At 39.1% G+C, this 25,700-nt stretch carries 27 protein-coding genes, 1 tRNA gene and 1 other RNA gene; 15 read left to right on the top strand and 14 right to left on the bottom strand.

Features of this window, described 5'->3' with window-relative positions; genetic code table 11:
- Positions 1-6 precede the first annotated feature (6 nt).
- Positions 7-1,047 (bottom strand): bifunctional transcriptional activator/DNA repair protein Ada, encoded by a 1,041-nt coding sequence (locus H0W62_05950; protein ID MBA3648081.1) that lies wholly within the window; start codon positions 1,045-1,047, stop codon positions 7-9.
- Between the two features lie 289 nt (positions 1,048-1,336).
- Entirely contained in the window at positions 1,337-1,942 is a 606-nt protein-coding gene (locus H0W62_05945; protein MBA3648080.1) for a PorT family protein, read from the bottom strand.
- Positions 1,943-2,036: 94 nt separating this feature from the next.
- Here H0W62_05945 and H0W62_05940 point away from each other — a divergent pair, with 94 nt between their 5' ends.
- The 6 genes from H0W62_05940 (at position 2,037) to H0W62_05915 (ending at position 5,792) form a co-directional block, all read left to right on the top strand.
- Positions 2,037-2,309, top strand: a complete 273-nt coding sequence (locus H0W62_05940) for a hypothetical protein (GenBank protein ID MBA3648079.1) — start codon at positions 2,037-2,039, stop codon at positions 2,307-2,309.
- Positions 2,306-3,070 carry an MBL fold metallo-hydrolase gene (locus H0W62_05935; GenBank protein ID MBA3648078.1) on the top strand — a complete coding sequence of 255 codons (765 nt, stop codon included), beginning with the start codon at positions 2,306-2,308 and terminating at the stop codon, positions 3,068-3,070. The genes H0W62_05940 and H0W62_05935 overlap by 4 nt, the downstream gene beginning before the upstream one ends.
- Before the next feature lie 114 nt (positions 3,071-3,184).
- Positions 3,185-4,147, top strand: coding sequence for a helix-hairpin-helix domain-containing protein (locus H0W62_05930; protein ID MBA3648077.1), 963 nt, complete (start codon positions 3,185-3,187; stop codon positions 4,145-4,147).
- A 47-nt stretch (positions 4,148-4,194) separates the two neighbouring features.
- Positions 4,195-5,364, top strand: coding sequence for an acyl-CoA dehydrogenase (locus H0W62_05925; GenBank protein ID MBA3648076.1), 1,170 nt, complete (start codon positions 4,195-4,197; stop codon positions 5,362-5,364).
- A 56-nt stretch (positions 5,365-5,420) separates the two neighbouring features.
- A tRNA-Met gene (locus H0W62_05920) sits at positions 5,421-5,492 on the top strand.
- A 42-nt stretch (positions 5,493-5,534) separates the two neighbouring features.
- Positions 5,535-5,792 (top strand): GIY-YIG nuclease family protein, encoded by a 258-nt coding sequence (locus tag H0W62_05915; GenBank protein MBA3648075.1) that lies wholly within the window; start codon positions 5,535-5,537, stop codon positions 5,790-5,792.
- On the opposite strand, the gene H0W62_05910 is transcribed toward H0W62_05915, so the two are convergent.
- Positions 5,789-5,965: a hypothetical protein gene (locus H0W62_05910; protein ID MBA3648074.1), complete on the bottom strand. Its 177-nt coding sequence runs from the start codon at positions 5,963-5,965 to the stop codon at positions 5,789-5,791. The genes H0W62_05915 and H0W62_05910 overlap by 4 nt on opposite strands.
- A gap of 55 nt (positions 5,966-6,020) precedes the next feature.
- On the opposite strand from H0W62_05910, the gene H0W62_05905 reads away from it, so the two are divergent.
- Together H0W62_05905 and H0W62_05900 are read left to right on the top strand one after the other, a co-directional pair.
- Complete coding sequence (locus H0W62_05905) at positions 6,021-6,206, top strand: hypothetical protein (GenBank protein ID MBA3648073.1); 186 nt, start codon at positions 6,021-6,023, stop codon at positions 6,204-6,206.
- 255 nt (positions 6,207-6,461) lie between these two features.
- Positions 6,462-7,439 carry a hypothetical protein gene (locus H0W62_05900; protein MBA3648072.1) on the top strand — a complete coding sequence of 326 codons (978 nt, stop codon included), beginning with the start codon at positions 6,462-6,464 and terminating at the stop codon, positions 7,437-7,439.
- Between the two features lie 233 nt (positions 7,440-7,672).
- Here H0W62_05900 and H0W62_05895 read toward each other — a convergent pair whose 3' ends face one another.
- From H0W62_05895 to H0W62_05865, 7 genes are all read right to left on the bottom strand, one after another.
- Positions 7,673-7,879 carry a hypothetical protein gene (locus H0W62_05895; protein ID MBA3648071.1) on the bottom strand — a complete coding sequence of 69 codons (207 nt, stop codon included), beginning with the start codon at positions 7,877-7,879 and terminating at the stop codon, positions 7,673-7,675.
- Positions 7,880-8,249: 370 nt separating this feature from the next.
- Complete coding sequence (locus tag H0W62_05890; GenBank protein MBA3648070.1) at positions 8,250-8,636, bottom strand: GxxExxY protein; 387 nt, start codon at positions 8,634-8,636, stop codon at positions 8,250-8,252.
- Positions 8,637-8,830: 194 nt separating this feature from the next.
- Complete coding sequence (locus H0W62_05885) at positions 8,831-12,085, bottom strand: N-6 DNA methylase (protein MBA3648069.1); 3,255 nt, start codon at positions 12,083-12,085, stop codon at positions 8,831-8,833.
- A gap of 261 nt (positions 12,086-12,346) precedes the next feature.
- Entirely contained in the window at positions 12,347-12,757 is a 411-nt protein-coding gene (locus H0W62_05880; GenBank protein MBA3648068.1) for a cupin domain-containing protein, read from the bottom strand.
- A gap of 20 nt (positions 12,758-12,777) precedes the next feature.
- A complete protein-coding gene (locus H0W62_05875; GenBank protein ID MBA3648067.1) occupies positions 12,778-13,218 on the bottom strand; it encodes an isoprenylcysteine carboxylmethyltransferase family protein in 441 nt (146 codons plus the stop codon).
- 38 nt (positions 13,219-13,256) lie between these two features.
- The gene (locus H0W62_05870; protein MBA3648066.1) at positions 13,257-13,745 is read right to left on the bottom strand and encodes a low affinity iron permease family protein; all 489 of its coding nucleotides are present in this window, start codon (positions 13,743-13,745) and stop codon (positions 13,257-13,259) included.
- Positions 13,746-13,951: 206 nt separating this feature from the next.
- A complete protein-coding gene (locus H0W62_05865) occupies positions 13,952-14,545 on the bottom strand; it encodes a DUF1211 domain-containing protein (protein MBA3648065.1) in 594 nt (197 codons plus the stop codon).
- Between the two features lie 240 nt (positions 14,546-14,785).
- On the opposite strand from H0W62_05865, the gene H0W62_05860 reads away from it, so the two are divergent.
- The 6 genes from H0W62_05860 to H0W62_05835 all read left to right on the top strand — a co-directional run bounded on the left by H0W62_05860 (position 14,786) and on the right by H0W62_05835 (position 19,050).
- Positions 14,786-15,247: a DUF5004 domain-containing protein gene (locus tag H0W62_05860; GenBank protein ID MBA3648064.1), complete on the top strand. Its 462-nt coding sequence runs from the start codon at positions 14,786-14,788 to the stop codon at positions 15,245-15,247.
- Positions 15,248-15,438: 191 nt separating this feature from the next.
- Positions 15,439-16,344, top strand: a complete 906-nt coding sequence (locus tag H0W62_05855) for an NAD(P)/FAD-dependent oxidoreductase (GenBank protein MBA3648063.1) — start codon at positions 15,439-15,441, stop codon at positions 16,342-16,344.
- 56 nt (positions 16,345-16,400) lie between these two features.
- Positions 16,401-17,279, top strand: a complete 879-nt coding sequence (locus tag H0W62_05850) for a J domain-containing protein (protein MBA3648062.1) — start codon at positions 16,401-16,403, stop codon at positions 17,277-17,279.
- Positions 17,280-17,294: 15 nt separating this feature from the next.
- The gene (locus tag H0W62_05845; GenBank protein ID MBA3648061.1) at positions 17,295-17,585 is read left to right on the top strand and encodes a chaperone modulator CbpM; all 291 of its coding nucleotides are present in this window, start codon (positions 17,295-17,297) and stop codon (positions 17,583-17,585) included.
- 78 nt (positions 17,586-17,663) lie between these two features.
- A complete protein-coding gene (gene mscL, locus H0W62_05840) occupies positions 17,664-18,077 on the top strand; it encodes a large-conductance mechanosensitive channel protein MscL (GenBank protein MBA3648060.1) in 414 nt (137 codons plus the stop codon).
- 28 nt (positions 18,078-18,105) lie between these two features.
- A complete protein-coding gene (locus H0W62_05835; GenBank protein MBA3648059.1) occupies positions 18,106-19,050 on the top strand; it encodes a DUF3078 domain-containing protein in 945 nt (314 codons plus the stop codon).
- A gap of 11 nt (positions 19,051-19,061) precedes the next feature.
- On the opposite strand, the gene H0W62_05830 is transcribed toward H0W62_05835, so the two are convergent.
- From H0W62_05830 to H0W62_05820, 3 genes are all read right to left on the bottom strand, one after another.
- Positions 19,062-20,378 carry an FAD-dependent oxidoreductase gene (locus tag H0W62_05830; GenBank protein ID MBA3648058.1) on the bottom strand — a complete coding sequence of 439 codons (1,317 nt, stop codon included), beginning with the start codon at positions 20,376-20,378 and terminating at the stop codon, positions 19,062-19,064.
- 190 nt (positions 20,379-20,568) lie between these two features.
- Entirely contained in the window at positions 20,569-21,969 is a 1,401-nt protein-coding gene (locus H0W62_05825; GenBank protein ID MBA3648057.1) for a hypothetical protein, read from the bottom strand.
- A 76-nt stretch (positions 21,970-22,045) separates the two neighbouring features.
- On the bottom strand, positions 22,046-23,248 hold the full coding sequence (locus H0W62_05820) for an alanine dehydrogenase (protein ID MBA3648056.1): 1,203 nt from the start codon (positions 23,246-23,248) through the stop codon (positions 22,046-22,048).
- A gap of 155 nt (positions 23,249-23,403) precedes the next feature.
- Between H0W62_05820 and ssrA the strand changes: the two genes are divergently transcribed.
- Positions 23,404-23,774, top strand: a transfer-messenger RNA (tmRNA) gene (ssrA, locus tag H0W62_05815).
- Between the two features lie 64 nt (positions 23,775-23,838).
- Here ssrA and H0W62_05810 read toward each other — a convergent pair.
- Complete coding sequence (locus tag H0W62_05810) at positions 23,839-25,647, bottom strand: glycosyltransferase family 39 protein (GenBank protein MBA3648055.1); 1,809 nt, start codon at positions 25,645-25,647, stop codon at positions 23,839-23,841.
- Positions 25,648-25,700 lie beyond the last annotated feature (53 nt).

The raw sequence follows: 25,700 nt of genomic DNA, 5'->3' as shown, positions 1-25,700 counted from the left end.
TAAGGCCTAATGCATTTGCAGGCTAAGTTGCAGGGAATTCTTCTCTAAATCGAGCAGGTATTGTTTTCGCCACAATCCGCCACCATAACCTGTTAGCATGCCATTTGAACCAATTACACGATGGCATGGAACAATAATAGCAATCCGGTTGTCACCATTTGCGCGGGCTACTGCACGCACTGCGTTGGCATTCCCGATATGCTTTGCCTGAAACTGGTACGAAGCGGTACTCCCATAAGGAATTGTCTGCAATGCTTCCCATACTTTTGTTTGAAAGGATGTACCCTTAAGCAATAGCTGAACATCAAAGCTTTTTCGTGTACCATTAAAATATTCATTCAGTTGACTTGTCAGCTTCTCAAGATGAGTATTGGTTCCGGGAATTACTTTCGCATTAAATATTCGTTCAATCCTTTTAAATTGAGTTTCCAGCATCCTGCGATCTGCAAATTCCAAAAGGCAAATACCATCTTCGGTTGCTCCGGCACACATGGGCCCAAGCGGCGTTGGAATCCGGATTATCGAGATGATATGATGGTGTATGCTTTTAACCGGCGAAAACCCTGTATGCTTCTTGAATAAACCGGCGAAACCGCTTAACGATTCATACCCGCTATCATACGCAGCACTTGTCACTTTTTCGCCCTGCCTGATTTTTCCATACGCGTGTACGAGCCGTAAACTTTTTTGATAAGAATTAAACGTAATGCTCATATTTTTTTTAAACCACCTTGCAATTTTAACAGGATCTAATTTTTTATCACGCAAGTCAGAAGCTTTAATCCTTACGTGTGGTGCCTGATGCAGCTCATTAAGAAGATTTTTAATTTCTGCAGGTTCTTCGCCATTGAGCAATAGCGGTTCACACACTTTACATGGCCTGTAACCGTAAAGAAGGGCCTCTTTCGCTGAAGAAAAATATTCTACATTTTCGGGCTTTGGCTTTTTAGCAGGACACGTAGGACGGCAGAATATTCCAGTAGTTTTTACACCTGCAAAAAAAATCCCTTCAAAGGTGCTGTCTTTATTTACTAAGGCATTATACATCTGGTCAGTGGCAGGAAGTTGTTGCATAAAAGCGATTGAGAGTGCAAGATTAATTAATGAAAAATCGGTTGCCAACCTGTTTTTTGACAAACAATTTTATTTGCTGCTTTCAGATCAATTTTTCAGGTTTTCAAATAGCCTTATATCTACGTCCAGATCTTTGAAATCTTTTAATACAATTGATTTACTCTCGGAATGGTTTGGATTAATTAAATAATTGAAAGATATAAGAACTACCGCCGATGGAACTTTAAGGAGACTGATGGATATTAATTATACGGTGTAAAGTTTAAATAATCCACATTAACCTTGCTGAAAGTAAATTGTTATACAATGCATGCCGCTTAAAATTGCTGTTTTCTCTATGGCCGATTGCGAAAATTGAGTAAGCAAATCGTACATTAAGTTGAAAATTTTTTGTGATCAGATAATTCGCATTGGCAAGTATGTCAATATCGCTTCGGCCGATGCCTACAGTTGGATCTGGCTGTTCCAGTTGCTCGATAAATTCACGGGCCTTCAGCAATTGTGCATAAGATAGACCGGCGCCGAAGTTTATTGCTTTCTTCTCCTGGAAATTAATCAGCACCGGTATTTCAGCATAGTTTAATTTCCATTTAAATGTAAGCGGAACACCTTTGTAAGTGGGGCTTTTGCTTCCTTTTTGCGAATACAGTATTTCAGCAGAAACGAAAAAGTGCTTCGACAGAGGAACCTCCGAAATAAATCCGGCATTCAGACCGACTTTATTATAACTTGCCCAGTCATCACCATCCACCTGTGAAAAGTTTAATCCGGCAACTGCTCCTGCGTGAAATTTTAAAGCAGGATCCTGAGCTTTAATATTCATGAAAGCAATAAATAAAACAGAAAAAATAAGGATGCTTTTATTCATGGAATTAAGTATAAATAGTTAAGGAGATTAGCTTCGTTCTTACTCAATCTTCTATATTTGCTGTTAGCTTTTTGAGGTCTTCAAAATTAGGACAATGTTCAGATATTCTGCCGCCACATTATTAAAATTAGAACAACTTTTCCGGGAATGTAGTTATGCAGTGCGCTATGAAAAGGGAACTTTTAAATCAGGATACTGTATTCTTGAAAATAAGAAAGTTATAGTGATCAATAAATATCTAGATACTGAATCCAGGATCAATAGTTTGCTTGATATTTTGTCACAGACGGATATTGATGAATCGCTGTTAAGTGAACGGGCTTCACAATTTTTGAAAGAGGCCAAATCAGAAAAGGTTAAGCTTTGAAAGTTACATTTTTAGGCACCGGTACGTCGCAGGGTGTTCCCGTTATTGCCTGTCCGTGTGAAGTGTGTACATCGCCGGATGAAAAAGACAAACGCTTACGCACATCAGCACTCATTGAATTTGAGGGACATCAGGTAGTGATTGATGCCGGGCCTGACTTCAGGACACAGATGTTGCGCGAAAACGTAAAAACATTGGATGCCATCCTGCTTACACATGCCCATAAAGACCATACTGCAGGCCTAGATGATATTCGGGCATTCAATTATTTTCAAAAAAAACCTATGGATGTGTATGCCACGTCTAAAGTGCAGGATGCATTGCATGTGGAATATCATTATGCCTTTGATAAGAAGGCAGATTACCCTGGAATACCACGAATCAATTTTAAAACAGTTGACTCGCGATCATTCTTTGTAAAATCACTGGAGGTGGTTCCGGTTGAAGTATTTCATTTTAAGCTGCCTGTGCTTGGTTATAGATTTGGCGGTTTTACCTATATCACCGACGCAAATCTGATCCATGAAAAAGAAAAAGAAAAAATAAAAGGAACGCGAATACTTGTTTTGAATGCTTTACGAAAAGAAAAACACATTTCTCATTTTAGCCTGGAAGAAGCCATTTCTTTAGCCAAAGAAATAGGTGCTGAGAAAACATATCTTACACATATCAGCCATCAGCTTGGACTGCATAATGAAACTTCTGCAAGTTTGCCTCCCGGAATTTATCTTGCCTACGACGGTTTAAAATTAGAGTTATAGTGCTGTTTTAATATTTTATTTATATTTTTTAAAACAATATTAAGAGAATGCTTATATTCGGATGGGTGGGAATTGTATCGTATTGAAAAATGCCATTTATATAGGAGGCATTGTATGTGGAAGAAATTTGCACGGGAATATCTCATGTTTACCCGCTGGGAACGGAACGGGCTTATCATTTTATTGGTTGCAATTCTTCTTATAATTTTTTTTCCACAGGTGGCAATTTTATTTTATCGTGAAAAGGCCCCTGACTTTACACCATTCAAAAATCAAATAGATTCTTTTGAAAAAAAAGTATTAGCTGAAGAATCAAAAGAACAGTATAATTCATCACGGGAGACGGCTCTCGAACCGGATCGCAAACCGGCATTCAAAAATGAAAAAAGTGCAAATGCGGTATTTTTTTTCTTTGATCCAAATACTCTTTCCGCAGAAAATTTTAAGAAATTAGGACTAGATAACAGGGTAATAGGAACCATATTAAAGTATCGTTCCAAAGGAGGTAAATTTTTCAGGAAAGAGGATCTAAAAAAAATTTATGGATTAAGCAATGAAGTATATGAGTCACTAAGTCCTTATATTCAAATACCAAACAGAAATAGAACTGCTGATATTACTCCGGGCGCCAATAAAGTATTTACTTCCGAAATTAAATCTGTAAAGACCTTCACAAAAACAACTTTACTTGATCTGAATACGGCAGATTCATTACAGCTGGATTTGCTCCCTGGCATTGGATCCGTACTTTCTTCCCGCATTATAAAATACAGAAACAGGATAGGCGGCTTTTACAGCAGTGCTCAATTACTGGAAGTGTACGGATTGTTGCCGGAAACATTTGAAGAGATAAAAGGGCGCATAATGGTTGACACTTCTATAGTGGAAAAAATCAACATTAACACCGCGACCCTTGACATGCTTAAGAAACACCCCTATTTTAAATATCCGGTTGCCAATACCATTGTGAGCTATCGCCAGGAGCATGGAGCTTTTACCTCACTTGAGCAGCTGAAAAATGTAGATGCAGTTTCTGATGATTTATACTATAAGATTATTCCATATATTGAACTATAACCCTGCACCTCTAAAGGATTCTTTTTATTTTTGAAAAAAACTTTAATATGCATGAAGCTGCAGCAGCACCAGGTATAAGCTTTGAACTGAACGATAGTCAATTGATGATTGGACAAACTGTGCGTGATTTTTGTGAGAAAGAGATAAGGCCTCATTTGATGGAATGGGATGAAGCCCAGACTTTTCCAAGAGAGCTTTTTATGAAGTTTGGTGAAACAGGCCTTATGGGAGTTCTGGTGCCGGAGGAATATGGAGGTGCGGGATTGGGATACCATGAGTATATTACTGTTATTTCGGAAGTATCAAAGGTGTGCGGATCCATCGGTCTGTCGCTGGCTGCGCATAATTCACTTTGCACCGGTCATATATTAACGTTCGGGAATGCAGAACAAAAAACTAAATACCTTCCGCGTCTTGCATCGGGAGAAGCACTGGGAGCATGGGCATTAACGGAACCAAATACGGGAAGTGATGCCGGAAATATGAAATGTACTGCCCGGCCAGATGGTGATGACTGGATAATTAATGGAACCAAGTCCTGGATCACTCATGGAAGATCCGGTGATGTATACGTGGTAATTGCAAGAACCGGTGAGCCGAGAACATCAAATAACAGCACTGCCTTTGTGGTAGAACGGGGAACACCGGGTCTGCAGGGTGGAAAAAAAGAGAATAAGCTGGGAATGCGTGCCTCTGAAACGGCGGAGGTAATTTTTGATAATGTGCGGGTGCCAAAGGAAAATATGCTTGGTAAAACAGGGGAAGGCTTCAGGCAGGCTATGAAAGTACTGGACGGAGGCAGGATATCCATCGCCTCCCTGGCACTGGGCATCGCCATGGGAGCTTATGAGGCATCTTTAAAATATTCGAAAGAGCGTTACCAGTTCGATCAGCCTATTTCAAACTTCCAGGGCATCAGCTTCAAGCTTGCAGATATGGTTACGCAGATCAATGCGGCCGAATTGCTTACCCATCATGCCGCTGATTTAAAAAACCGCGGTGAAAAAATGACCAAGGAAGCAGCCATGGCAAAATATTATGCCTCTGAAATCTGCGTTAAAATTGCAAACGATGCCGTGCAAATTTTTGGTGGCTATGGCTATACCAAAGACTTTCCGGTAGAAAAATTTTACCGTGATTCCAAACTGTGTACAATAGGGGAGGGCACCTCAGAGATCCAGAAGATGGTAATTGCAAGAGAGATACTTAACACATAAAATATTATCAAACGGTTGCAAACTGAAACTTTCACCTTACCTTTGCACCCTTATATCGCGGAGTGGAGCAGCGGTAGCTCGTTGGGCTCATAACCCAAAGGTCGCAGGTTCGAGTCCTGCCTCCGCAACAAAATCCTTCGATTTTCCCGAAGGATTTTTTATTGTGGATTGTGTTTACAGTATATGTTCTTTTTTCGAGGCAGTATCACAAAACCTATACAGGTTTCACTTCAGATTTAATGGCAAGACTAAAATCACATAATGAACTGGGCACCAAAGATTGGGCGATAAGATATAGACCATGGGAAGTTTTAATAACAGAAGAATATGACAATAAAAAGCACGCAATGCAAAGAGAAAAATTTTTAAAATCGGGTGTTGGGCGGGAATTTATTCACTCATTAATACGGAAGAAATACCAAGATTAAATATTCAGGGATGTGCTCATATCCGCCAGAGGCGGACGCAGGTTCGAGTCCTGCCTCCGCAACAGAGAGGAAAGCCGGATAGAAATGTTCGGCTTTTTTTTATTTGGGTACCACAATGGTACCACGTTAGGATAAAGGATAACTATTACAAACCCTCGTCTTGTATCATCCACACTCAATGAGGATTTCTCAATTCTCTTCGCCTCACGAAACTTAATTTAGATAATAATGCTCAAAGAAAAACACGAGATCAAAGAAGATCGCTGGGTTTCAGCTTCCGAGGCAATGGAAAACTCCGCATCAAAAGCAAAACAACACTGCAAAGGTTACGTGATGAAGGGAGAATACGTTTTTTCTCAGGCTGATAAGAAAAATATTCTCCATGGACTTAAATTCTATTTATGCTTATCTTGAACACACGCGAAGAAACATTCTAATCATGGAGCGGGACGATAAGATTTACTGAAGGTTTTAACAGTGATTACATAATGGCTAAATACCTTCCCGAACTGCCGATAAAATTACCTAGACTTTAGAGCGTGATAATCAATATACAATAGGTTTCTAGCTCGCATAAGGAAATAGAAAAATCCAGAGTGAACAAGCAAAATGAAACCCACGTTAAGAAAAGCACGAAGCCTGATAAAGAATTAGAAAAGGATTCTGATAATGGCACATCTCTATGATATTAGTGATATGAAATTCTATGCTCAGGCCTTAGGTGGAAAATGTCTGAGCCAGGAATATGTTAATCCAACAACAGCACTCACGTGGAGATGCGAAAACGGACATGTTTTTTTAAGAACCTTTGAAATTGTAAGGCAAGGTGGTTGGTGTAGTCAATGCGCTAAAGACGAGTGGAAGCAGGAAAAATTACAATACTTAAAAGCCGTTGCGGAAAGCAGGGGCGGAACTTGCCTGTCAAACCGTTATATAACCTTCACAACCAAGTTACACTTTAAATGCGAACGGGGACACTACTGGAGCACAACTCCGAAGCAAATACAGAAGGGTAGGTGGTGCAAACGATGTGCTGATCGGGTTGCGGCAGACAAACGCAGAACTGATATTAAGGTATATCAGGAGATTGCGAGGCAAAGAGGAGGAAAACTACTGTCATCAGTATTTGTAACCAACGACACCAAAATCACTTGGCAATGCGAAGACGGTCATATCTGGGATGCTATACCCATTGCCGTTAAGAGAGGAACATGGTGCCCCTATTGTGCCGGAAGACATAATCATTCTATCGCTGAAATGCAGCGCGTTGCTAAAGACAGGGGCGGCGTTTGTCTCTCTTTAAAGTATAGCCGAGCACATACTCCGCTGAAATGGCAATGCAGGAACGGGCATACGTGGGAAGCGAAACCGGTAAATATCATTTTTAACCAATCCTGGTGCCCATACTGCGCAGGCAAGAAGAAGCATACCATACATGATATGCAGGATCTGGCAAAAAAAAGAGGTGGTCTTTGTCTATCCTCAACGTATACAAATAACAAAACCAAACTCCGATGGAAATGTGAACAAAACCATGAATGGCTGGCAAAGCCTAACGCTATTATTAATGGTAGATGGTGTCCCCGATGTGCTCCGGTACGACGCTGGAAAACCAGAAGAAGTGCTGAAAAAGGTATATCAATGTAAAAATATTTCGCTCAAATACCTGTGAAAAGAAGCAAGTGCTGTAAAATTTTAACATAATCGTACAATCCATACTTCTTAAGTTGTCAAATTCAGGTGCAGAATAAAATCCTTATAGTTGTTAGGTCTGTTATAAATAGTATTTTATAAAATTTAAGTTATGTTTTGGGCGAGGAGAAGAACCATCTAATTGGAAAATTTTTATTGAAAATACGGGGAAGGTTATCAGAAAAAATCTACACATGTTCCATCAATGGATCGTAATGGTAGCATATACTTAAGTAGGCGTCGCTGTAAGTATCGGAAATTACCCAGCCCATTATTGTTCTCACATATCCGTTGGGCTTACACGATAAGCGATTATATTGCTTGAATTCGTAAATTCCTTCTTGTTGTGTTTCAGGTAACACTTTTCTGATCTTCTGCTTGTATTTCTTAGACATGTTTTCAAGCAGTTCTTCTTGCTGAATTATCGCTCTCTTGAACGTACAATCGCGAATTTCATATTGATAGCGTTCCGCTTTATAAGGATTCCGTTTGTAGTGATACCTAACTGTGTAGCTGAAAGTTATCATACATTATTCCATTCTTTACAAATACAAATTCTCAATGGTCTAAGCGATGTAGTGAGATATAAAATCCTTTGGACTGTTCTGTTTAAATGGAACAGAACCGCCCCAGCGCCTCCGAATATTTGACTTGTCAATACCGCGCAGTCCCAAGTAGCAGGTTTAGTTTCAAATAAAGATGTCGGCTTTCACGACTTCATTTGTTTTATTTATCATCTTCTGGACAATTTCACATGCTCTATCCTTACCGTAGTAACTCTCCTTTGTCTGAACCTTGATTGAATGGATTAGAGGATGAGTTGATTAGCTTGTTGTTGTGTACCCGCTTAAAGTCGAGACTTTTTGCTCCGAAATTTATCAGTAAACCAATTTCCATTTGATATGCTTCAAGATAATTCATTGCCTGTGCCAGGTGAACATCTTCCAGATGAGTTAGCGCTTTCAATTCAACCATAATTAAACCCTCTACAAAAAAATCCACACGGCGTGTAACTATTTGAATATCTCGGTAATAGATCGGTATTTCTTTCTCCCGCTCGAATTGAAGTTCCTCAAAGGGCATTTCAATTTCCATTGCCCGCTGATAAATAACCTCCTGAAAACCATTTCCCAATGAAGAATGAACTTTCATTGCCGCTCGAATAATCTTCGGGTTAAGTCTTCATATTTCATGATTATTTATTTTTTAATCAAGATACTACTTCAATTCTTTTCAATCATTGTCTGAACCTTAATGGAAAGGATTAGAGGATTACTTGATTTTTTTACCAGCATGTGTCCAACCTTCAGTCTTTTTTAATCATGGTAATCTTTTCATCCTTCAAATCATGGTTCAGACATTTTTGCAATAATCTTCACTGTCTCCACACTAACAGTACAAACTCTTTTTAGCAACTCAATCACCTTTTCCTTATAATCAGCGAAGCGATACGTGTTGAACTTCTCAGCGATGGTTGGGTCTTTTGTTTTTTTCTCTTTGTACTGATCGAGAATCCATTCGAGGGCCGTGCGGTTGCCGAGCTTGTATTCCCAGGCTTCTTTTGGAATACCTGTGAGAATTGTGAGTTCATCAATCTCAATCGTGCCTGATTCTTTATCGGCTTTCAGCTTCACTTTTATTTTAGGCTTATGCGCGTAGAGCGATTGCGGTTCTTCCACTTTAGCAAAAAGCTCTTTTACTTTTTTCTTTTGCTCCGCTTTCGTGTCACTTGTGATTTCTTTCAGGGGATAAGGCGTTGTTGTTTCATAGTTGATGTGCAGGTCCATCAACTGCTTTCCCCATGCACTCCATTTCCAGAAGTCATCGTAAAAAGGAATGCGCGGAAACTCGCGCTTGAGATTGAGCTCATACTTTTTTCTGTAAGCAGGATTGTGAAGCACGGCATAGCAGTAATGGAAGATGGATTCTTTTGTGATGCTGTCTGAACCATGATTCATTGGATTTCCATGATCACCCTGATTGTCTTTATTCTTAATCATGTCTGAACCATGATTTATTGGATTTTCATGACTACCCTGATTTTGTTTATTCTTAATCATGTTAATCCTTAAATCATTTGAATCATGGTTGAGATAATGTTCTCTAAATTGCTCCAAGCCCCAATCGGTGACGTTTTCTATTCGGTTGCCGGTGAAATCGTAGCGGTAGAGAGGAAGACACTTCGTCCCATTTGCCGCAGGACTTAATCCGTTGTAATCAAAAATTTTGTCTGCAGAAAAAACTATGAATGGTTTGGGAGAGTCATTTCCCATTAACGCAATAAAAAAATTATCCCCTGTTCCTGCTGGCAAAATTTCTCGAACTCGATTCTGCATTTCATTAAGTTCTCGGCTGAAATACATTTTCATCTTTACAAAGGGTCGGTAGTTCGAGTCAATGATTTTTTCATTATCAATCTTGTATCTCTTGCCTTTTATTAAATCATTCTTTATCGCTCGAGTCCATTTTATTGAGTAGTCAACCACGTCTTTGACTTTTCCCTTTTCTATCTTTCCATAATGGCGCGCAACATCTTTGTTGTATGAGTCGATTAGAAATCTAATTTTTCTTTCTAAAGTCGTTTCATTAAAGTCATAAACCCATTCATCGCGCGCTGTTACAACGCCAAGTGAATAGAAATCAAATATCGCTTGCTTACTCTTCCCTGTCTTTACTTCCTTTGAGCAAATTGGAATCATTTCGTCCCAATTGTTCTCAGCAATGTTTACCCAGTTGTTGCTCTTGTCCGGAGAAATTCTTTCAAATGGAAGATTTTCTATTCGATTATCATGAAACCACTGCCACTTTTCTTCTTTCCTTGCTTCATCACTTAAGCTTATGTAGTTGATAGTACAAGTAGCTTTTTTACTTACTCTTTTTACTAAAAACATTATCGCTACGCCCGTTCTAATTCCAAAGACATTGTGAGTTGTACCAGCAATTTTAGGATTATCATTTACGTCACTCTTTGTATCAATAATATAAGCTGCTTCGAAATCCTCTTGAATAGCTTTTCTGAATCCATCATATCCACGCTTATCAATAAAGCCTCGGTTACTTATAAAGGCAATAACTCCATTTTGATCAATCCGATCCATAGCCCATCGATAAAAGCGAGCATACATGTCATACATCTTGGTCTTCTGCGCTGTGCTATTTTCGATGTAGGTATTTTTTATTCGCTTGTCAATGTCAGGATACTCGCGGTTCTTGTTATTCTCATTTTCATTTTTCTGATTGGCATTGTAAGGCGGATTGCCGATGATGACTGAAATTTTTTTTCCATTCTGGCGCTTGATGCGGTTGGTGTTTTCACTGCTCAGTCCAAACATCGAATGTTGCTTGCCTGCATACGCAAGGGCTGCCGTGTTGTCGAGCGTATCAACAAAACAGAGATTGGTGAACTCCTCGTACATGCCCATTTTCTGCTTAAAGGTGTACTCGATGTTGAGATTGCTGATATAGTAAGGAAGAATGGCCACTTCATTGGCGTGCAGCTCATTCTTGTATTTGTATAGCAGCTGCTGCTTGGGTATGTGCTCGATGATGTCGCAGATGAAGGTGCCCGTGCCTGTAGCAGGATCGAGTATCTCCACGTTTTTATCAGCGAGTGTTTTTCCGAAATGCCTGTTGAGCAAATAGTCAGTGCTCTCGATCATGAACTTCACAATCTCATTGGGCGTGTACACCACGCCGAGACGATCAGCCGCTTTGGGATTATAGACTTTGTAGAAATTTTCATAGAGCGATTTCAAAAACTTCTGCTTCTCGTGATGGTCGGTGATGCTCGCCGCGGCAGAGTTGATGGCATCGTAGTAATGCTCGATGCTCATCAGCAGGTTCTTCTTTTCAGAATAAGAAAACAAAATGCCGGTAAGTTTTTCCAGCTCGGCAGCAATCGTGTTATGGCTGTGAAAGCCGGGATCGTCAAAAACTTTGTTGAAGATGTCGCTCGTTAGAATGTGCTGGATCATCATCTCACGGATGTCCGCAAGTGTGATGTCAGGATTGATCTCTGCTTTACAGAGTTCCAGAAAAGAAGTTTGTGCAGCAAGGAAATTTTTATTCAGCTTGCTGGCTGTATCAATCTTTTCACGCAGGGTTTCTACAATCGTAGGGATGTCGTGTCGGAATTGTTCCAGCGCCTTCTCAAAATCTGCTATGTATTCATTCCGGTAATTGAGGAAGGTGTCAAGAAGCTTATCAAGCTCGTCCGGCTCGCGGATATTTGCTTCCCGAACTTTTTCTCCATATTGAAAGAGCACCGCTGTGCGGCTGTCTTCGAACAATGCATTATAAAAAGGATAACCTCTTTTGTGCTTCTTATCGATCTCATCGTTGAGTGTATCCGCTTCATCCTTGCTTTCCCAGATGCCAAGGTCGAGACGGAAAGCATTTTTTAAAACACCATCGGGAATTACATTTTTTCCTTTCGTTCCCTGCACCGGACATTCTTCCACCACCAGCAGATTTCTCTTCTCCGCATAATGATTTAAAAGATCGTGAAACGCACCGCGGATGGCAGTTTCATTGCGTATGCCTCCATACTGAATGATCTTATCGAGCTTGGTATAATACTGCTGAATTAGCTGGCGGGACATAGCACCTCAAATCTGATGAACGGTTGGCAGACCTCCAAACCTTTTGTGGTTGATTTTTTTAGTTAATTACTGATCTGCTTCATTGGCACCCGGTGATGTAGTCAAGCGGTGGGTACAAAATATGCCATACATACCATTACGGACTTTGGAAAGCTGGTTAAGGTGGCTTGTCTTCCTTCCTGATTGAAACAAGTATGAAGCTATCAGCAGGGTACTATTTACCGTTATAAAAAGAGTGTAAATAATGTTTTTTATAACTATTTATTTAAGGTTATTATATTCTTCATCTCTTACCGGGTCCAGCCATTTCACTGCGCCTTCTGCACTGTTATTGGTTATAATAATATGGGTGAAACTGCTGTCGCGCGTTGCACCATGCCAGTGTTCAACTTTTGAAGGAATGACTACCACGTCGCCTTTAGCAAGTGACCTGGCCGGCTTATTCCTTTCCTGGTACCAGCCTTTGCCATCGGTTATAAGGAGAATTTGCCCTGTAGCATGAGTATGCCAGTTATTTCTGCTACCGGGCTCGAATAAGACATTGCCCACTGCGTAGGTTCCCGTTTCATCTTTTGAAACCAATATATTCACCCATGCAATGCCGTTAAAATAATCTGCGGGTGCTCTTTCACCTTTTGGGAAAATGATATTTTGATTTTCTGATGTATCCAAGCGATAACTTTTAAAAAAATTCAGAGAATAAAAGGAATAACTCTTTTAGTTTTAGCGGAATAGCTTTTATAATCCGGATATTGTTTCGCTACCAATTGCTCTTCCGCAACCATCCTGATACTTAGACCAGCAACTACTGCAATTCCCATCATTACGCTAAGAATAGACAAGTGAGATGAAATTCCGGCACAGGTAAAATAGATGACCGCGGCATAAATCGGATGCCTGAGATATTTATAAGGTCCGGTTGTTACTAAACCTCCTGAAGTTGGATCAGCAGAAGCGTGAAAGCTCCGAAAACCAAAAGTCAAACGAGCCCAGATCATTAACAATACAGCGATCGCCTGCACTACTATTGCAACGATACCATCTGCCAAAATTAATTTACAGGTTATAAGCACTGCCAGCGCAACAATGGCGATTAATAAGCCTGCAAGGGATGCATTTTTTAAACTAAACATAAAAGTAAAAGGAGACAACTTTCTGATACCAAAATAGATTACTTTTTCTCCTTTTCAAGAACTTCTTTTTTTGCCTCTTCCAGCTCCTCTATTTCCTCTCCCATTTCCTCTATCACATGCTCTATGCTGCTGGCTGCACTAAGAGGTTCCGCTTTACCTAACGTGGAAGAAAGCTTTTCATAGTAAGATGCCAGTTTGCGCAGCTCCGTCTCCGTCATGTCTTCCGCTTTTATTAGCCTGTTGCTTGCATTTTCATGTGAGGCAACCAGTTCATTGAGCTTAATATTGATTACGGTCGAAAACTTATTCTGCATTTTTTGAAGTATGAATACCATTAAAAACGTAAATGAAAAAATAAGATCGTTGATGAGGCTGTGAAGAGAGCTCGATTGCATAAAATCGATGCTTATCCATGCCACTACAATTACAATAGCGGCAAAGAAACAAAGCGGATGCCCCAGGAAGAACGAAATCCTTTCGGTAAAAACCTCAAACTTTTTCTCTATCAGCAAAATAATTTTTTTCATTTCAAAACTTTCATTTTAGGTAGACTGAATGAATGGTAGAACAGGTGCTGTACTATAATAGATCCATACTAAACATTGGCAGGCAAAACTGCAAACTTGATCCCGTGAAAACAAGAGCTAATATTATTATGCCAACTTTAGATAGCAGAACAATGCTATTGTGATAATCAATTTGGTTCGGTGTATTACCCGTGATCATGGAAATTTCACTCCCTGTTTTCCCTTTCATGGAGCAATTTCTTTTCAATCCTGCGGTCCGGGATCAACCAAATAGCAGCTACCAAAGCATAGAGCCCCAGGCCAATCCATGCATTTATAAAAGAAAGAGGGATGCCTATACCATAGATTACTACCGATACAATTCCTTTGCGATCCTTACCTATAGCCGTTGCTAGCGTTGAAGTTTTTCCATGAAGATCTATAAGCGAATGTGCCAGTATATAATAAGCTATACCGGCCATAAATAATATTACGCCATATAGAGCAACAGGCCACATAGTAAAATGGTTTTCACCCATCCATCCTGAAACAAAGGGTATCAGTGAAAGCCAGAAGAGCAAGTGAGTGTTTGCCCATAATACCTTGCCATTTACCTGATCAGCGGCATGGAGCATATGGTGGTGATTGTTCCAGTAAATCCCGATATTGATAAAGCTTAATATGTAACTGATAAATACCGGCACTACCGGTTTCAGGGAAGCAAGATCTCCCGTATGCGGCACTTTCATTTCCAACACCATTATTGTAATTATAATAGCAAGTACGCCATCACTGAATGCTTCCAATCTCGATTTTCCCATGTGGTAATTTTAAAGGTTTCAACTGTCCGGTTTTTCCTGTTTTTCAAAATATTATTATTCAGCAACATGCTGTAGAATATTATCCTTTTAACGATGAAAAATACCTATAGAAAGAATAAACATTATCGTATAGCTCTAAATAAAAAGAAGAAGTTTTTTTTATTCTAAAATCATATTATTATACCTTTGACGACTTTTTAACCAAAATTCACTCCTAAACAATTATTAAAGACTGCTCACATGAAATCAAAATTTACCTTAAACAGCATCTCGCCTTTTCTTTTTGTCCTCCTTATCATTTTTTCTGTAGGTTGTAAAAAAGATAAGGTATCCAATACCGAGAGGTTAACCAATAAATCATGGAAGGTTGTTGCCTTAACTGTAAGTCCGGGTATTGATGTAAATGGCACTGTAATCACAGATTTTTATTCGCAGCTTGCAGATTGCAACAAAGATGATATTTACACTTTCAGCACTAATAAGACTTATACAATAGATGAAGATGGATTAAAATGTAATCAAATCGATCCTCAAACCACTACCGGAGTTTGGTCATTTAACAGCGATGAAACCGTTTTAACCTTAGATAACACCACCAGTTATTCTATAATTCAATTAGATGATAACACATTAAAAGCTTCTTATTCTGAGGTTACTAACGGAATCAACTATACCTATACCATTACGTTTAATAAACAATAATTTTATCTCTTTTTTTAAGAAGCACTGCTGATTATCTGCAGTGCTTCTTGCTTTATGTATGGTTAGCAGCCATAATTTGATTTTCAGTTGTGGGGCTTGTTTATTATTAAGGAATCCCCCGGGTGAATATGCATCAAAATCCATCTTTGAACTCTTATTCTATTTAACTTCGCCTGCCATTAGAACATACTATGAAAGGGAAACAAGCTGAGTGGGATGTAATTATAATTGGAGGAGGCCCGGCAGGTTTAAGCGCAGCATTAATTTTGGCGCGTTGCAGAAGAAAAGTGATGGTTTTGGACTCTCAGGATTACCGGAATGCAGCTTCTTCAGGCATTCATGCCCTGCCTGGTTTTGATGGTATAAAACCCGCTGTTTATCTGAAGCAGCTTCAGAAAGATGTAATGAAATATGATGTAAAGATCCAATACGCTAAAGCCACACGGGTAATACAGGGACCACAATTTTTTGAAATTGAAGATGCCTTAATGAAAAAATACACCGCGAGTAAAATACTTCTTGCAACAGGAGTAAGGGACATTCTGCCTTCTATTCCTGAAATTAAAAAATTCTACGGGTCCTCTGTATTACATTGTCCCTATTGCGATGGATATGAGCAGAAGGGAAAAATTGTGGGCGTAATTGGTGCCGGCAAAAAGGGAGTAAACTACGCATATGCACTCACGAGCTGGAGTGACAGGGTAATACTGTTTTATGAAGGAAAAAAATTGAATGGTGAATACCAGCAGCTGCTTGACAATAATAATATTACCTGTTTCAGGGAAAAAATTATAGCCCTGAAAGGAAAAGGAAAATTATTGCAAGCCATTATTTTAGAAAATAATCAAGAAGTGAAATGTGATGTATTGTTTTTCGATTCACATAAAAGATTACGCAGTGATATTCCTGTAAATCTGAAGTGTAAGCTTACTCCGAAGGGTGTGGTTTGTACAAATAAAAAACAGGAAACCAGCATTCGCGGCATCTTTTCGGCGGGTGATAGTACGGTGGATGTTATGATGGTTTCGGAAGCATGTGCTGAAGGCATTGCTGCAGGTATGTCTATTCATAAGCAATTGCTATCTGAAGCAATGTGACCCATAACTTAATTGTCAAAAAAATTATGCATTAAGTAATTTTTAAAAATTTATTAATGGCATTTATAGATTATTATAAAACTTTAGGCGTAGATAAGAATGCAAAGCCGGAAGAAATAAAGAGTGCATACAGAAAGCTTGCAAGAAAATTCCATCCCGATCTGAATGCTGATAATAAAGACGCTAAGAAAAAGTTTCAGGAGATAAATGAAGCTAATGAAGTGTTGAGTGACCCGGGCAAGCGACAGAAGTATGATGAGTATGGCAGTGACTGGCAGCATGCTGAGCAATATGAAAAATCTCGTCAATCAAACAGGCAATCAGCAAACAGGAGTGAATATACTTATGCAGATAGCGGAAACGAGGGAGGTTTTTCAGATTTTTTCGAGTCCATGTTTGGTAATTCTAACAGAAACAGGCAGGTAAAATTCAGGGGCCAGGATTACAATGCGGAAGTACAGCTTAACCTGGTTGACGCCTATAAAACGCATTCGCAAACTTTAACAGTAAACGCAAAAAACATTCGCATTACAGTTCCTGCAGGAATAGAAAACGGTCAGGTAATCAGGATTAGCGGATACGGTGCGCCTGGAATAAACGGTGGTCCCAGTGGAGACTTGTATATCAAATTTTTAATTTCCAATGATCAAAAATTCAGAAGATCAGGGAATGATCTTTATACTACTGTCGATCTGAACCTTTACACGGCTGTGCTGGGTGGTGAAATAACTGTAGATACATTGGATGGAAAAGTAAAATTGAGAGTGAAGCCCGAAACACAAATCGGGGAAAAAATAAAGCTTAAAGGGAAGGGATTTCCCATCTATAAAAAAGACGGACAATTTGGTGATTTATATATAACCTACTCCGTAAAAATTCCTACCAATTTAACGGAAAACCAAAAAGCCTTATTTGTAGAATTAGCTAAATCATAATAAAATTGTTAGAGCATGTCTTCCACAGATTTAATTCGTGCAGATCAATTTTGTAGTAATCATCAAATTGATCTTTCCTTCATCACTTCTTTGCAGAAATATGAACTAATAACGGCTACGGTGCAGGACGGATCGATTTTTATTCCGGCGGAAGAGCTTAAAAAATTGGAGAAAATGGTTCGGCTGCATTACGACCTGGCAATTAATATAGAAGGAATTGAAGCCATAACACATCTGTTAAAGCGCGTTGAAAATTTGCAGCAGGAGATCATGCATTTAAAGAATTGCCTGCTCAGGTATGAATAGCAAATCTTATTATTCCCATGCCATAGATAAATTCAATAGTATCTGATAACTAGTATATTTGTCGAAATATAACCACATATGTTAAAAGAATTCAGGGCATTTATTTTAAGGGGAAATGTGATTGATTTAGCTGTTGGTATTATTATAGGTGCTGCCTTTGGCAGAATTGTCAACAGCCTGGTAAATGATATTTTAATGCCGGTTCTCGGTTTTATAACCGGTGGCATGAATTTTTCTGATCAGAAAGTTGTTCTGAAAGCCGCTGTATTGAACCCTGACGGATCAGTGAAAACACCTGCCAATACCATAAACTGGGGAATGTTTATTCAGGCCACTATTGAATTTTTGATAATCGGTTTTGCCTTATTTATCATCATTAAAGCACTGAATTCCATTCATAAAAAACAGGCTGAAGTTCCTGCAGCTGTTCCGCCTGCGCCTTCTACTGAAGAAAAGCTGCTTATGGAGATCCGGGATCTCTTAAAAAAATAATTGGTTGACTTTTGAAATAAATCATTTTATGAAAAAATTAGCTGTCTGTGTTTTTCTTTTGGTTTTCATTTCGGCATTTGCATTTTCTCAAAATAGCTCTGTTGATACTTCCTGGAAGAAAGGCGGATTTGGTTCATTGCTTTTGAATCAATCGGCCTTTAGCCATTGGGCAGCCGGAGGTGTTAATTCCTTTGCGCTGACCATTATTGCGAATGGATATATCAATTATAAGAGTGGAAAAAACCTATGGGAAAATTACCTGAATGCAAACTATGGAGTTATTAAACAGCAGTATGAAAAGAAGTTGAGAAAAAATACCGACCACCTTGAGCTGCAAACGAAATATGGTCATGAGATAGCTAAAAATGTATACCTGACCGGGCTGATCAATTTTCAAACTCAGTTTGCTCCCGGTTACAATCCAGCGTTTGATACGGTTACATCTGATTTTATGGCCCCTGCTTATGTGCTTGCTTCTATCGGTGTGGAGTGGAAACCTGTAAGCTATCTTTCCTTTTATCTTTCACCTGCCACGGCCAAATTTACTTTTGTATGGAACCAGGAGGTTGCTGATCTGGTAATACACGGTGCCAGCCTGTATGGAACCGATCCGGCAATTTACGATTCGGACGGTAATCTTATTTCACACGGAGATAAATCCCGTGCAGAATTTGGTGCACTGTTTACTGCCGCTTTGCAAAAAGATATTATGAAAAATGTGAATCTTGCAACCAAGCTCTCTCTTTTTAATTCTTACCAAAAAAATACAGACATAAATTATGATCTCTATCTGAATATGAAAGTGAACAAATGGATTACCGCTTCATTTTTTACGAATATAATTTACGATAATGATGTAATTATTAAAGACTATAATGAGGATGGATCACAGAAAGGCACAGCAGGCCCAAGAACTCAGGTTAAAGAGGGATTTGGAGTTGGCTTGACTTATAAGTTTGGAGACCAGAAATAAATTCTGTGACGTTAAATTCTTTTCTTTAATACTTGCTCCGCAACGTTTAATCCGCTTGTAAAAGCAGCCTCTGCGGTTCCTATTTCGGCTCCTTCATAGAGCGCTTCGCCTGCAAAAAATAAGGTATTTTTAACTGGCTTCACAAGTTCTTTCCTCGCTTTATTGGTATTCAAGGTTGCATAAGCGTAAGCGCCTTTTGAAAAAGGATCAGCTAACCAGTTTGCTACTTGCCATCCTTCAAGGTTATCTTTAATCTTATCACGGTTTGCCATAAAGATAAAAGCGAGTGAATCTATTGCCAGATCCAGAATTATTTTATCTTCCGAATCCTTATATTTTTCTGAATTCGGACCCGCTAACCAGCCAGTAAGCAAAGGTGATTTTAAAGGAAGCTGTGTCCACCAGGTAGGAATAGTTGCATCTGAAAAAAGGAAACCCATATCCTTTAAATTTTTACCTGCGGGCTTTTTAAAGTCATCTTCTTGCCAGAATATCGTTCTGAACTGCAATAGAATTTTAATTACAGAGCCATATCCTATTGATCGGGCGGCCTTTATTTTTTTAGGCACTTCAGGATTAAAAATGATGGCATCGGGTGAAGAAATATTCTGCTGAAGAATTCCTAATGGAACTGTTATAATTACTTTTCGCGCAGTGTATTCTTCATTTTTACTTGTTACAATAGAAACTTTGCCATGCTCCCAATTAATTGTTTTTACTACAGAACTAAAATGAATGGTACATCCGGCTGAAAGACTTTCATTAGCAAGGAAATCAATAATTTTTTTATATCCACCTTTCACTCTGTATTGTGAATTATCATCATCGCTTAACCACTCCTCGCGCAAAGCAAAAGTGCTGGCTCTGCTGATATCCGCGGCATCATACCCTTCCACAAACCGCTGCACTGAATTTTTTAGAGCCTTGTGCTTTTCCTCATCTAAATATTTTTCAAGAAAATCTGATACAGTTATATCGCGCTTTAATTTCTTTAGGCTCTTTTCAAACATCTTCCAGTCTTCAATAAAGTCATCTTGCCGCTCAAATTTCCCCTGCTTAGATTGAAATATTTTTCCTGTTATAGGGTAGTACGAAATATTCGCCTCTTTTAATAATCTCATTGTAGAAGGCAAATCACCATGTATAAATTCTGCGCCTAATTCAGTGGGAGTGGAAAATGTATCATTTTGCACAGTTTCTATTCTTCCACCAGCACGGTTACGGGCTTCTAAAATGGTAACCTTATTTCCCTTCCTGCACAGCTCGCGTGCCGCAGTAAGACCTGCGGCACCCGCTCCAATAATCAAAACAGTGTTTTTGTCAGCCATAAATAAACTACAGTTTTAACTTTTTATTCGAACGTAAATAAACATAGAGAATCTATTACTGTTGACTATGCCGGTAAAAGTTTTCAATAAAGGCGCAACCTTATAAATCTTGAAAAAATAATTGAAGTCTAAAAAAAAAATCTCCTCATCTGCTCAGATGAAGAGATTTTTTAAGGTTGAAAATTAAATTTTAAGGATTATTTTTTGGCTTTTCCCTTCTCTTTTCTTTTCGGGTCAGAGGCTTAGGTGGCAATACAGGCGCCTTGCTGGTATTATCTGCCGGGGCAATAACTGTATTATTTTCGTTTTGATTTACACCATCAGGGCGCACCTCGTTACTATTGTATGGAGGCAAGGCGACCGGAGTTTGATCCTGGGTAGATGGCATAACCGGACGGGGATTGTTATTTACTGGAGTCCGGGGATCATTATTACCATTTGACGGCGACGTAGCAGGAGCTGAATTTTCGCGCGGAGCTGGTAGTTGCTTTTTTTCCGCATCAGGAGGATTGCGGGGGTTATTATTTCGTTCTTCATTAATATTCTTTTCCTTATTTATCTCCTTGCTATTATCTATACTCTTTCCCCTGTCATCATTTGTTCCATTGTTAACCGGCGTGGAATTATCTATGTTTTTTCCATAATCAATACTCTTACCATTTTCCAATTGCCTGTTGTCATTTACATTATTGCCTTCTTGCTTCTGACCTCTTTCAGAAACAGGTTTTACATCCTGGATGTTAACCAGTTTTTTTGGAGCAGGAGTTTGATTGCCAGTTGATTTCTGAATTTGTGGACGATAAATTCTGAGCTGATCATTACTTAATTGTTGGCCGGGCTTATCCGTCTCCTTAACAGCAACAGGCTGTATAGTTCTGCCGGTTGCCCTTTGAACGTCATTTCTATCTGGCCCGGATACATACGTAACGTGCGTGCTATTGTCCACATACGTTTTATTTATAACGGTTGAATTTTGAATGAAAGTTTCATTTTTATCGCGGGGTGCATAATACCTGCCGATCTCAGGGCTGTTAATATACCTGTCAGGAACAAAGACCCATCTTTCACGCGGTATCCTGTAACCTCCACCAAAGGCAACATTTATATTTATTCCCGGCTCCAAAGGAGACCATCCGAAATATCCAGGGGATCTTCTCCATACCACCCAAGCCGGTCCCCAGTCATTTGCAGGTACCCATAACCATCCATAAACAGGATCAGCATACCATCTGCCGTAGTGAAAAGGCGCCCAGCCCCACGGATAATCAGATACCCATGTCCATCCATAATTAGTAAACACCCAATGTCCATCGGTAGAGTATGGAGTAAATCCGGAACCAACACCCGGCACCCACACATATCCGTAGTTAGGGTTCTGGATCCACTGGCCATAGGGACTTAACTGATCATAGAAAACCTGGAAGCTAACAGCTACTTGTGCTGAAGACTTTTCACTGATAAAGGTTGCTCCTGCGGATAAACCTATTATCATTAAAAAAATTCTCACTGATTTCATAATAAAATTATTTGCTTCCATTAATACAAACTCCGTTCCATCCCTAAAAAACAATTGATAAACAGAACATTCCACTAAAGCATATTTTTATTTTTGGCATATTATGAGTGGAAAGTAAAGACAAAACAGCTCCTGATTCGAAAGAGAATTCTTAACTGATATAATCACTCAGATAGCTGAATTTATCAGCTAAAGCACCATTCCGCGCTATGGTGGCCCGATCTATAATCTCACTTTCTTTTAATAACAGATCATCGAATAGATATTCAATAAGCTTATCACCAAATTCAACGGAGGATTCACGCGGTAATTCATTAGGCAAATTGCTTACAGCCATTATATCAATTACCTGTGGCTGGTGCGGAACATCTTCTCTTTCGGAATAAGGATTATATCCAAAGACCGGGTTTTCAATCGTGCAGTCACGAATGGTAGCAGGAACAGATCCATTGATATCACAAGTAATATCAGCTATTATTTTTACTCTGAAATCAGGATGACGCATTTCTGCTTTAGAAAAAAAGACAGGAGCATTCGGGTTCCAGTAAATGGCATTTATAAACAGGTTGGTCACTTTTGAAAAAGGAAAAAAAGCGGATACATAGTTTTCAGGTTGGTGATGGAATTCATTTTTATTAAAGGGTTTTCCATTTTTACTTTCATAGAGTTGTGAAGAGTTTAAAACTACGTATACGGGCTCATTAAATTCCTGAGTTAGATAGTTTTGGACACTAGTCATCCTGAGGTTTAATTTTTCCAGCAGCTCATAAACTCCCTTTGCAACACGGCCTGTACCGGCAACCGCAATCTTCATAGAAGGAAGCATTACATTTTTATACTGTTCCAGCAATTCATTATAGCTTTCGCATAGGTGGGCAGGTTTTAAATTAAAGCGATTATAACGTTTTCCATAGGTGAGAAAAGCGTTATGAGTTCCCACCACTCCGGCAAAATGACCGAAGCCTAATATGCGCTCATTGTTTTCCCAGGTAAGACATTCATAATCGATAAGCTGTATTTTTTTTCTAATTACCTCTTTGAGCAATTCGCGATTGTGAGGCTGTTTTTTAATAGTGTGTGAAAAGAAGCAATATTTTTTATTGGGAATTAAGAATTCGGCAGGAACTTCTTTAATACCCATCAATAGACCGGCGTCAGAGATATCTTCTGTTATTCTTATTCCTTCCTGCTCATATTCTTCGTCTTTAAAACATCTGTAGGAAGAAGGCTGAACCATAATTTCCAAACCCGGGTATTTATTCATTAACCATTGGCACTGCACAGGGCTGAAGGCAACGCGATTGTCCGGGGGGGTTTTACCTTCGCGAATAAGGGCAATTTTAAACTCGCTCATAGAATATACGCAAATGTAGAATGTTAATTCACATCAAAGGAAGCCATCTCATGGTATTATCTTTAAATTATTCTTCGTATTCTATTTAATCTGTAGCAAATTTTCTGTTAACTTATTCCGTTAAATAGGCTTAATATTGCAGCTAACTTTTTACCGGGGCTGACCGGAATTGACAGCATCGTTCTTTGTAAGCAAGCATGCTGAGCATTGGGAGCCAAGCTCACTAATCTTTAACTCCCGACGCCATAGTTGGCAACTCTAATTACGCAATGGCTGCCTAATCCTCAATGTAGGATTCAGCTGTTTGTTCCCTGCGGATTGCGCCTGACAAGCTGCAACGGAACATCATAAAGTCGGGCTGGTGGTGACCTGGTTTCTTGTTCACTGCGAGATATAAATAGAAAATAAGAGAGATGATTGGCTTTCTTTCGCCTGTCGCTCTTCGAAAATAAACGAAAGAATAAGCATGTAGAAAACTTATGATGGCCTTGTCTGGACGAGGGTTCAAATCCCTCCAGCTCCACTTTCACCCGCCAGAACTTTAGGACGGCGGGTTTTTTTCTGGATAACCGGAATTGTTTTGAAATAATCTATTTTTCATTATTATATTCTGAAACGCTCAAATCATCAATGTAAATAGTTTTCCCGCTGTTTGCATTCCAGAATGTAACTTGCAAGAAATTATAAGGTTTAGGAATAGAGCCATCAATATCAATAAAAACATCTTCCCACTTTCCTGGATCTATAATACGGTATACACGAATCATTTTTGATTTTACCTCTTTATCATTATTTTTTAAACTTACAATCATTTGAGCTTGCATCCAGGTATTCCACTCCATTTCTTCGGCATAGACTTTAGCCTTTACCCGGTACCAGGCATGTTGCGCTGAAGAAATTGGAACCATTATATCCGGAGAAGATTGATTAGTTTCAGTAAGCATTATAGAATGTTTTCCGGAAAAGGCTTTTACAGTATCTGTTCGCAGATTCTCGTTTTCTAAATCATTAAAATAAATTTCCTTTAGCTCACTTTCGTATTTTTCCGGCATCTCTTCATCTGTATCCATAAGTTTTTTATCATTTCTGTTCATAGTAGTCTTGCCGAATATTCGCCAATAATATCTGAACGAAGTTGTTTCTCCGCCAAAAAAACCCTTGTCGGAGAGGTAGAACTGGTAAGAGAACATGCCGTTTAACCAGATACATCCTGCTAGAAAAAAGGAAGTGAAGAACAGGAGGATATTTATTTCAAACACAAATTCAATTAAAGATGCAATAGAGAAAGAGAGCATTGGGTAAGATTCAATCATGGCACGCATGGAAAAGCTGCCGCCATACGTCCAGTTGTCCCAGGCAGCTACTGGATAAAAATAGGCAACCATAAAAATCAATACCCACCAAAATAAATTCAGGTGATTTTTGTAAAGAGTAATAAAACCGATTACAGCAAATATCATCACCGGCGTATAAATAAACCAACCTACCTTATAGCTGAAAAGAACACTTAGCACATGCGGATGCAGCCACGAAAAAGTCTGGCCTTCTCCATAGCTAAAATACAGCCATGAACCAGCGTACTTTTTCCAGTATATCAGTTGCACACTTCCAACAAGAAATGCAGTAACAAAAAATAAAAAAACCATTTTCCAGTTTGCCATTAAGACAGAAAAACGATGGGATGTGGATTTGCTGGAATGTATTGTATATAACACGGGAATGAGTACGCACACTATTTCTGTAGGACGTGTAAGTACCGCTAAGCCGCAGCACAAACCCAGAAAAATAGATTTTGAATAAGAAGGTTGCTTGTGCCATTCAATAGTTAACAAAATAATTATGGCATAAAGTGCAAAGAGGTAAATATGCTGAAATGCACTGTCAAAACAAACGTACTGGTAATAGTTGGAAGCAAGTGCTACAACAATAAGGGTTATAGCAACAATGGTATCCGGATAAAACCTTCTGAGAATTTTTCTTAGTAATACCAATCCTAAAATTCCTGCCAGTACACTTTCAATATCTATAGCTATCTGGTACGGAGGGGAAAGCCCATCAACAGGATAACTTAAAAATATGGCTGCTATATGTGCACAAGTAAAAGCTGGCAGATACATGATTGCCTGGCCGCAGGAGTACTTCATAATGTAATTGCCATTCGGAGCTTTCATGGCCTGGTAGTTTCCGCCGGTATTATAAGTTTTCTCTAAGTAGTCTAAATGATTAATCCTGGCGGGGTCATCATAAAAAAATGCAGGCAGGTATAGATAATACCCGAATTTATCCCAGGTGATGGTTTGCATGACCCTGCCGCAAATGGCTTGTTGGTAAAAGTTTGAAACTGCGTAGGCCGCAATGCAAAACATTAAAACATGCTTCGATTTTAAAATCAATTTCATATTAAATGAAAATCACGTTGTGCAAGACTATAATTTCGGCATAGAAATAATAT

The sequence above is a fragment of the Chitinophagales bacterium genome, assembly GCA_013816805.1.
Taxonomy (GTDB): Bacteria; Bacteroidota; Bacteroidia; order Chitinophagales; family UBA10324; genus MGR-bin340.
Note: the sequence above shows the minus strand (reverse complement) of the source record. Positions and strands in the feature narration are given on the sequence as shown.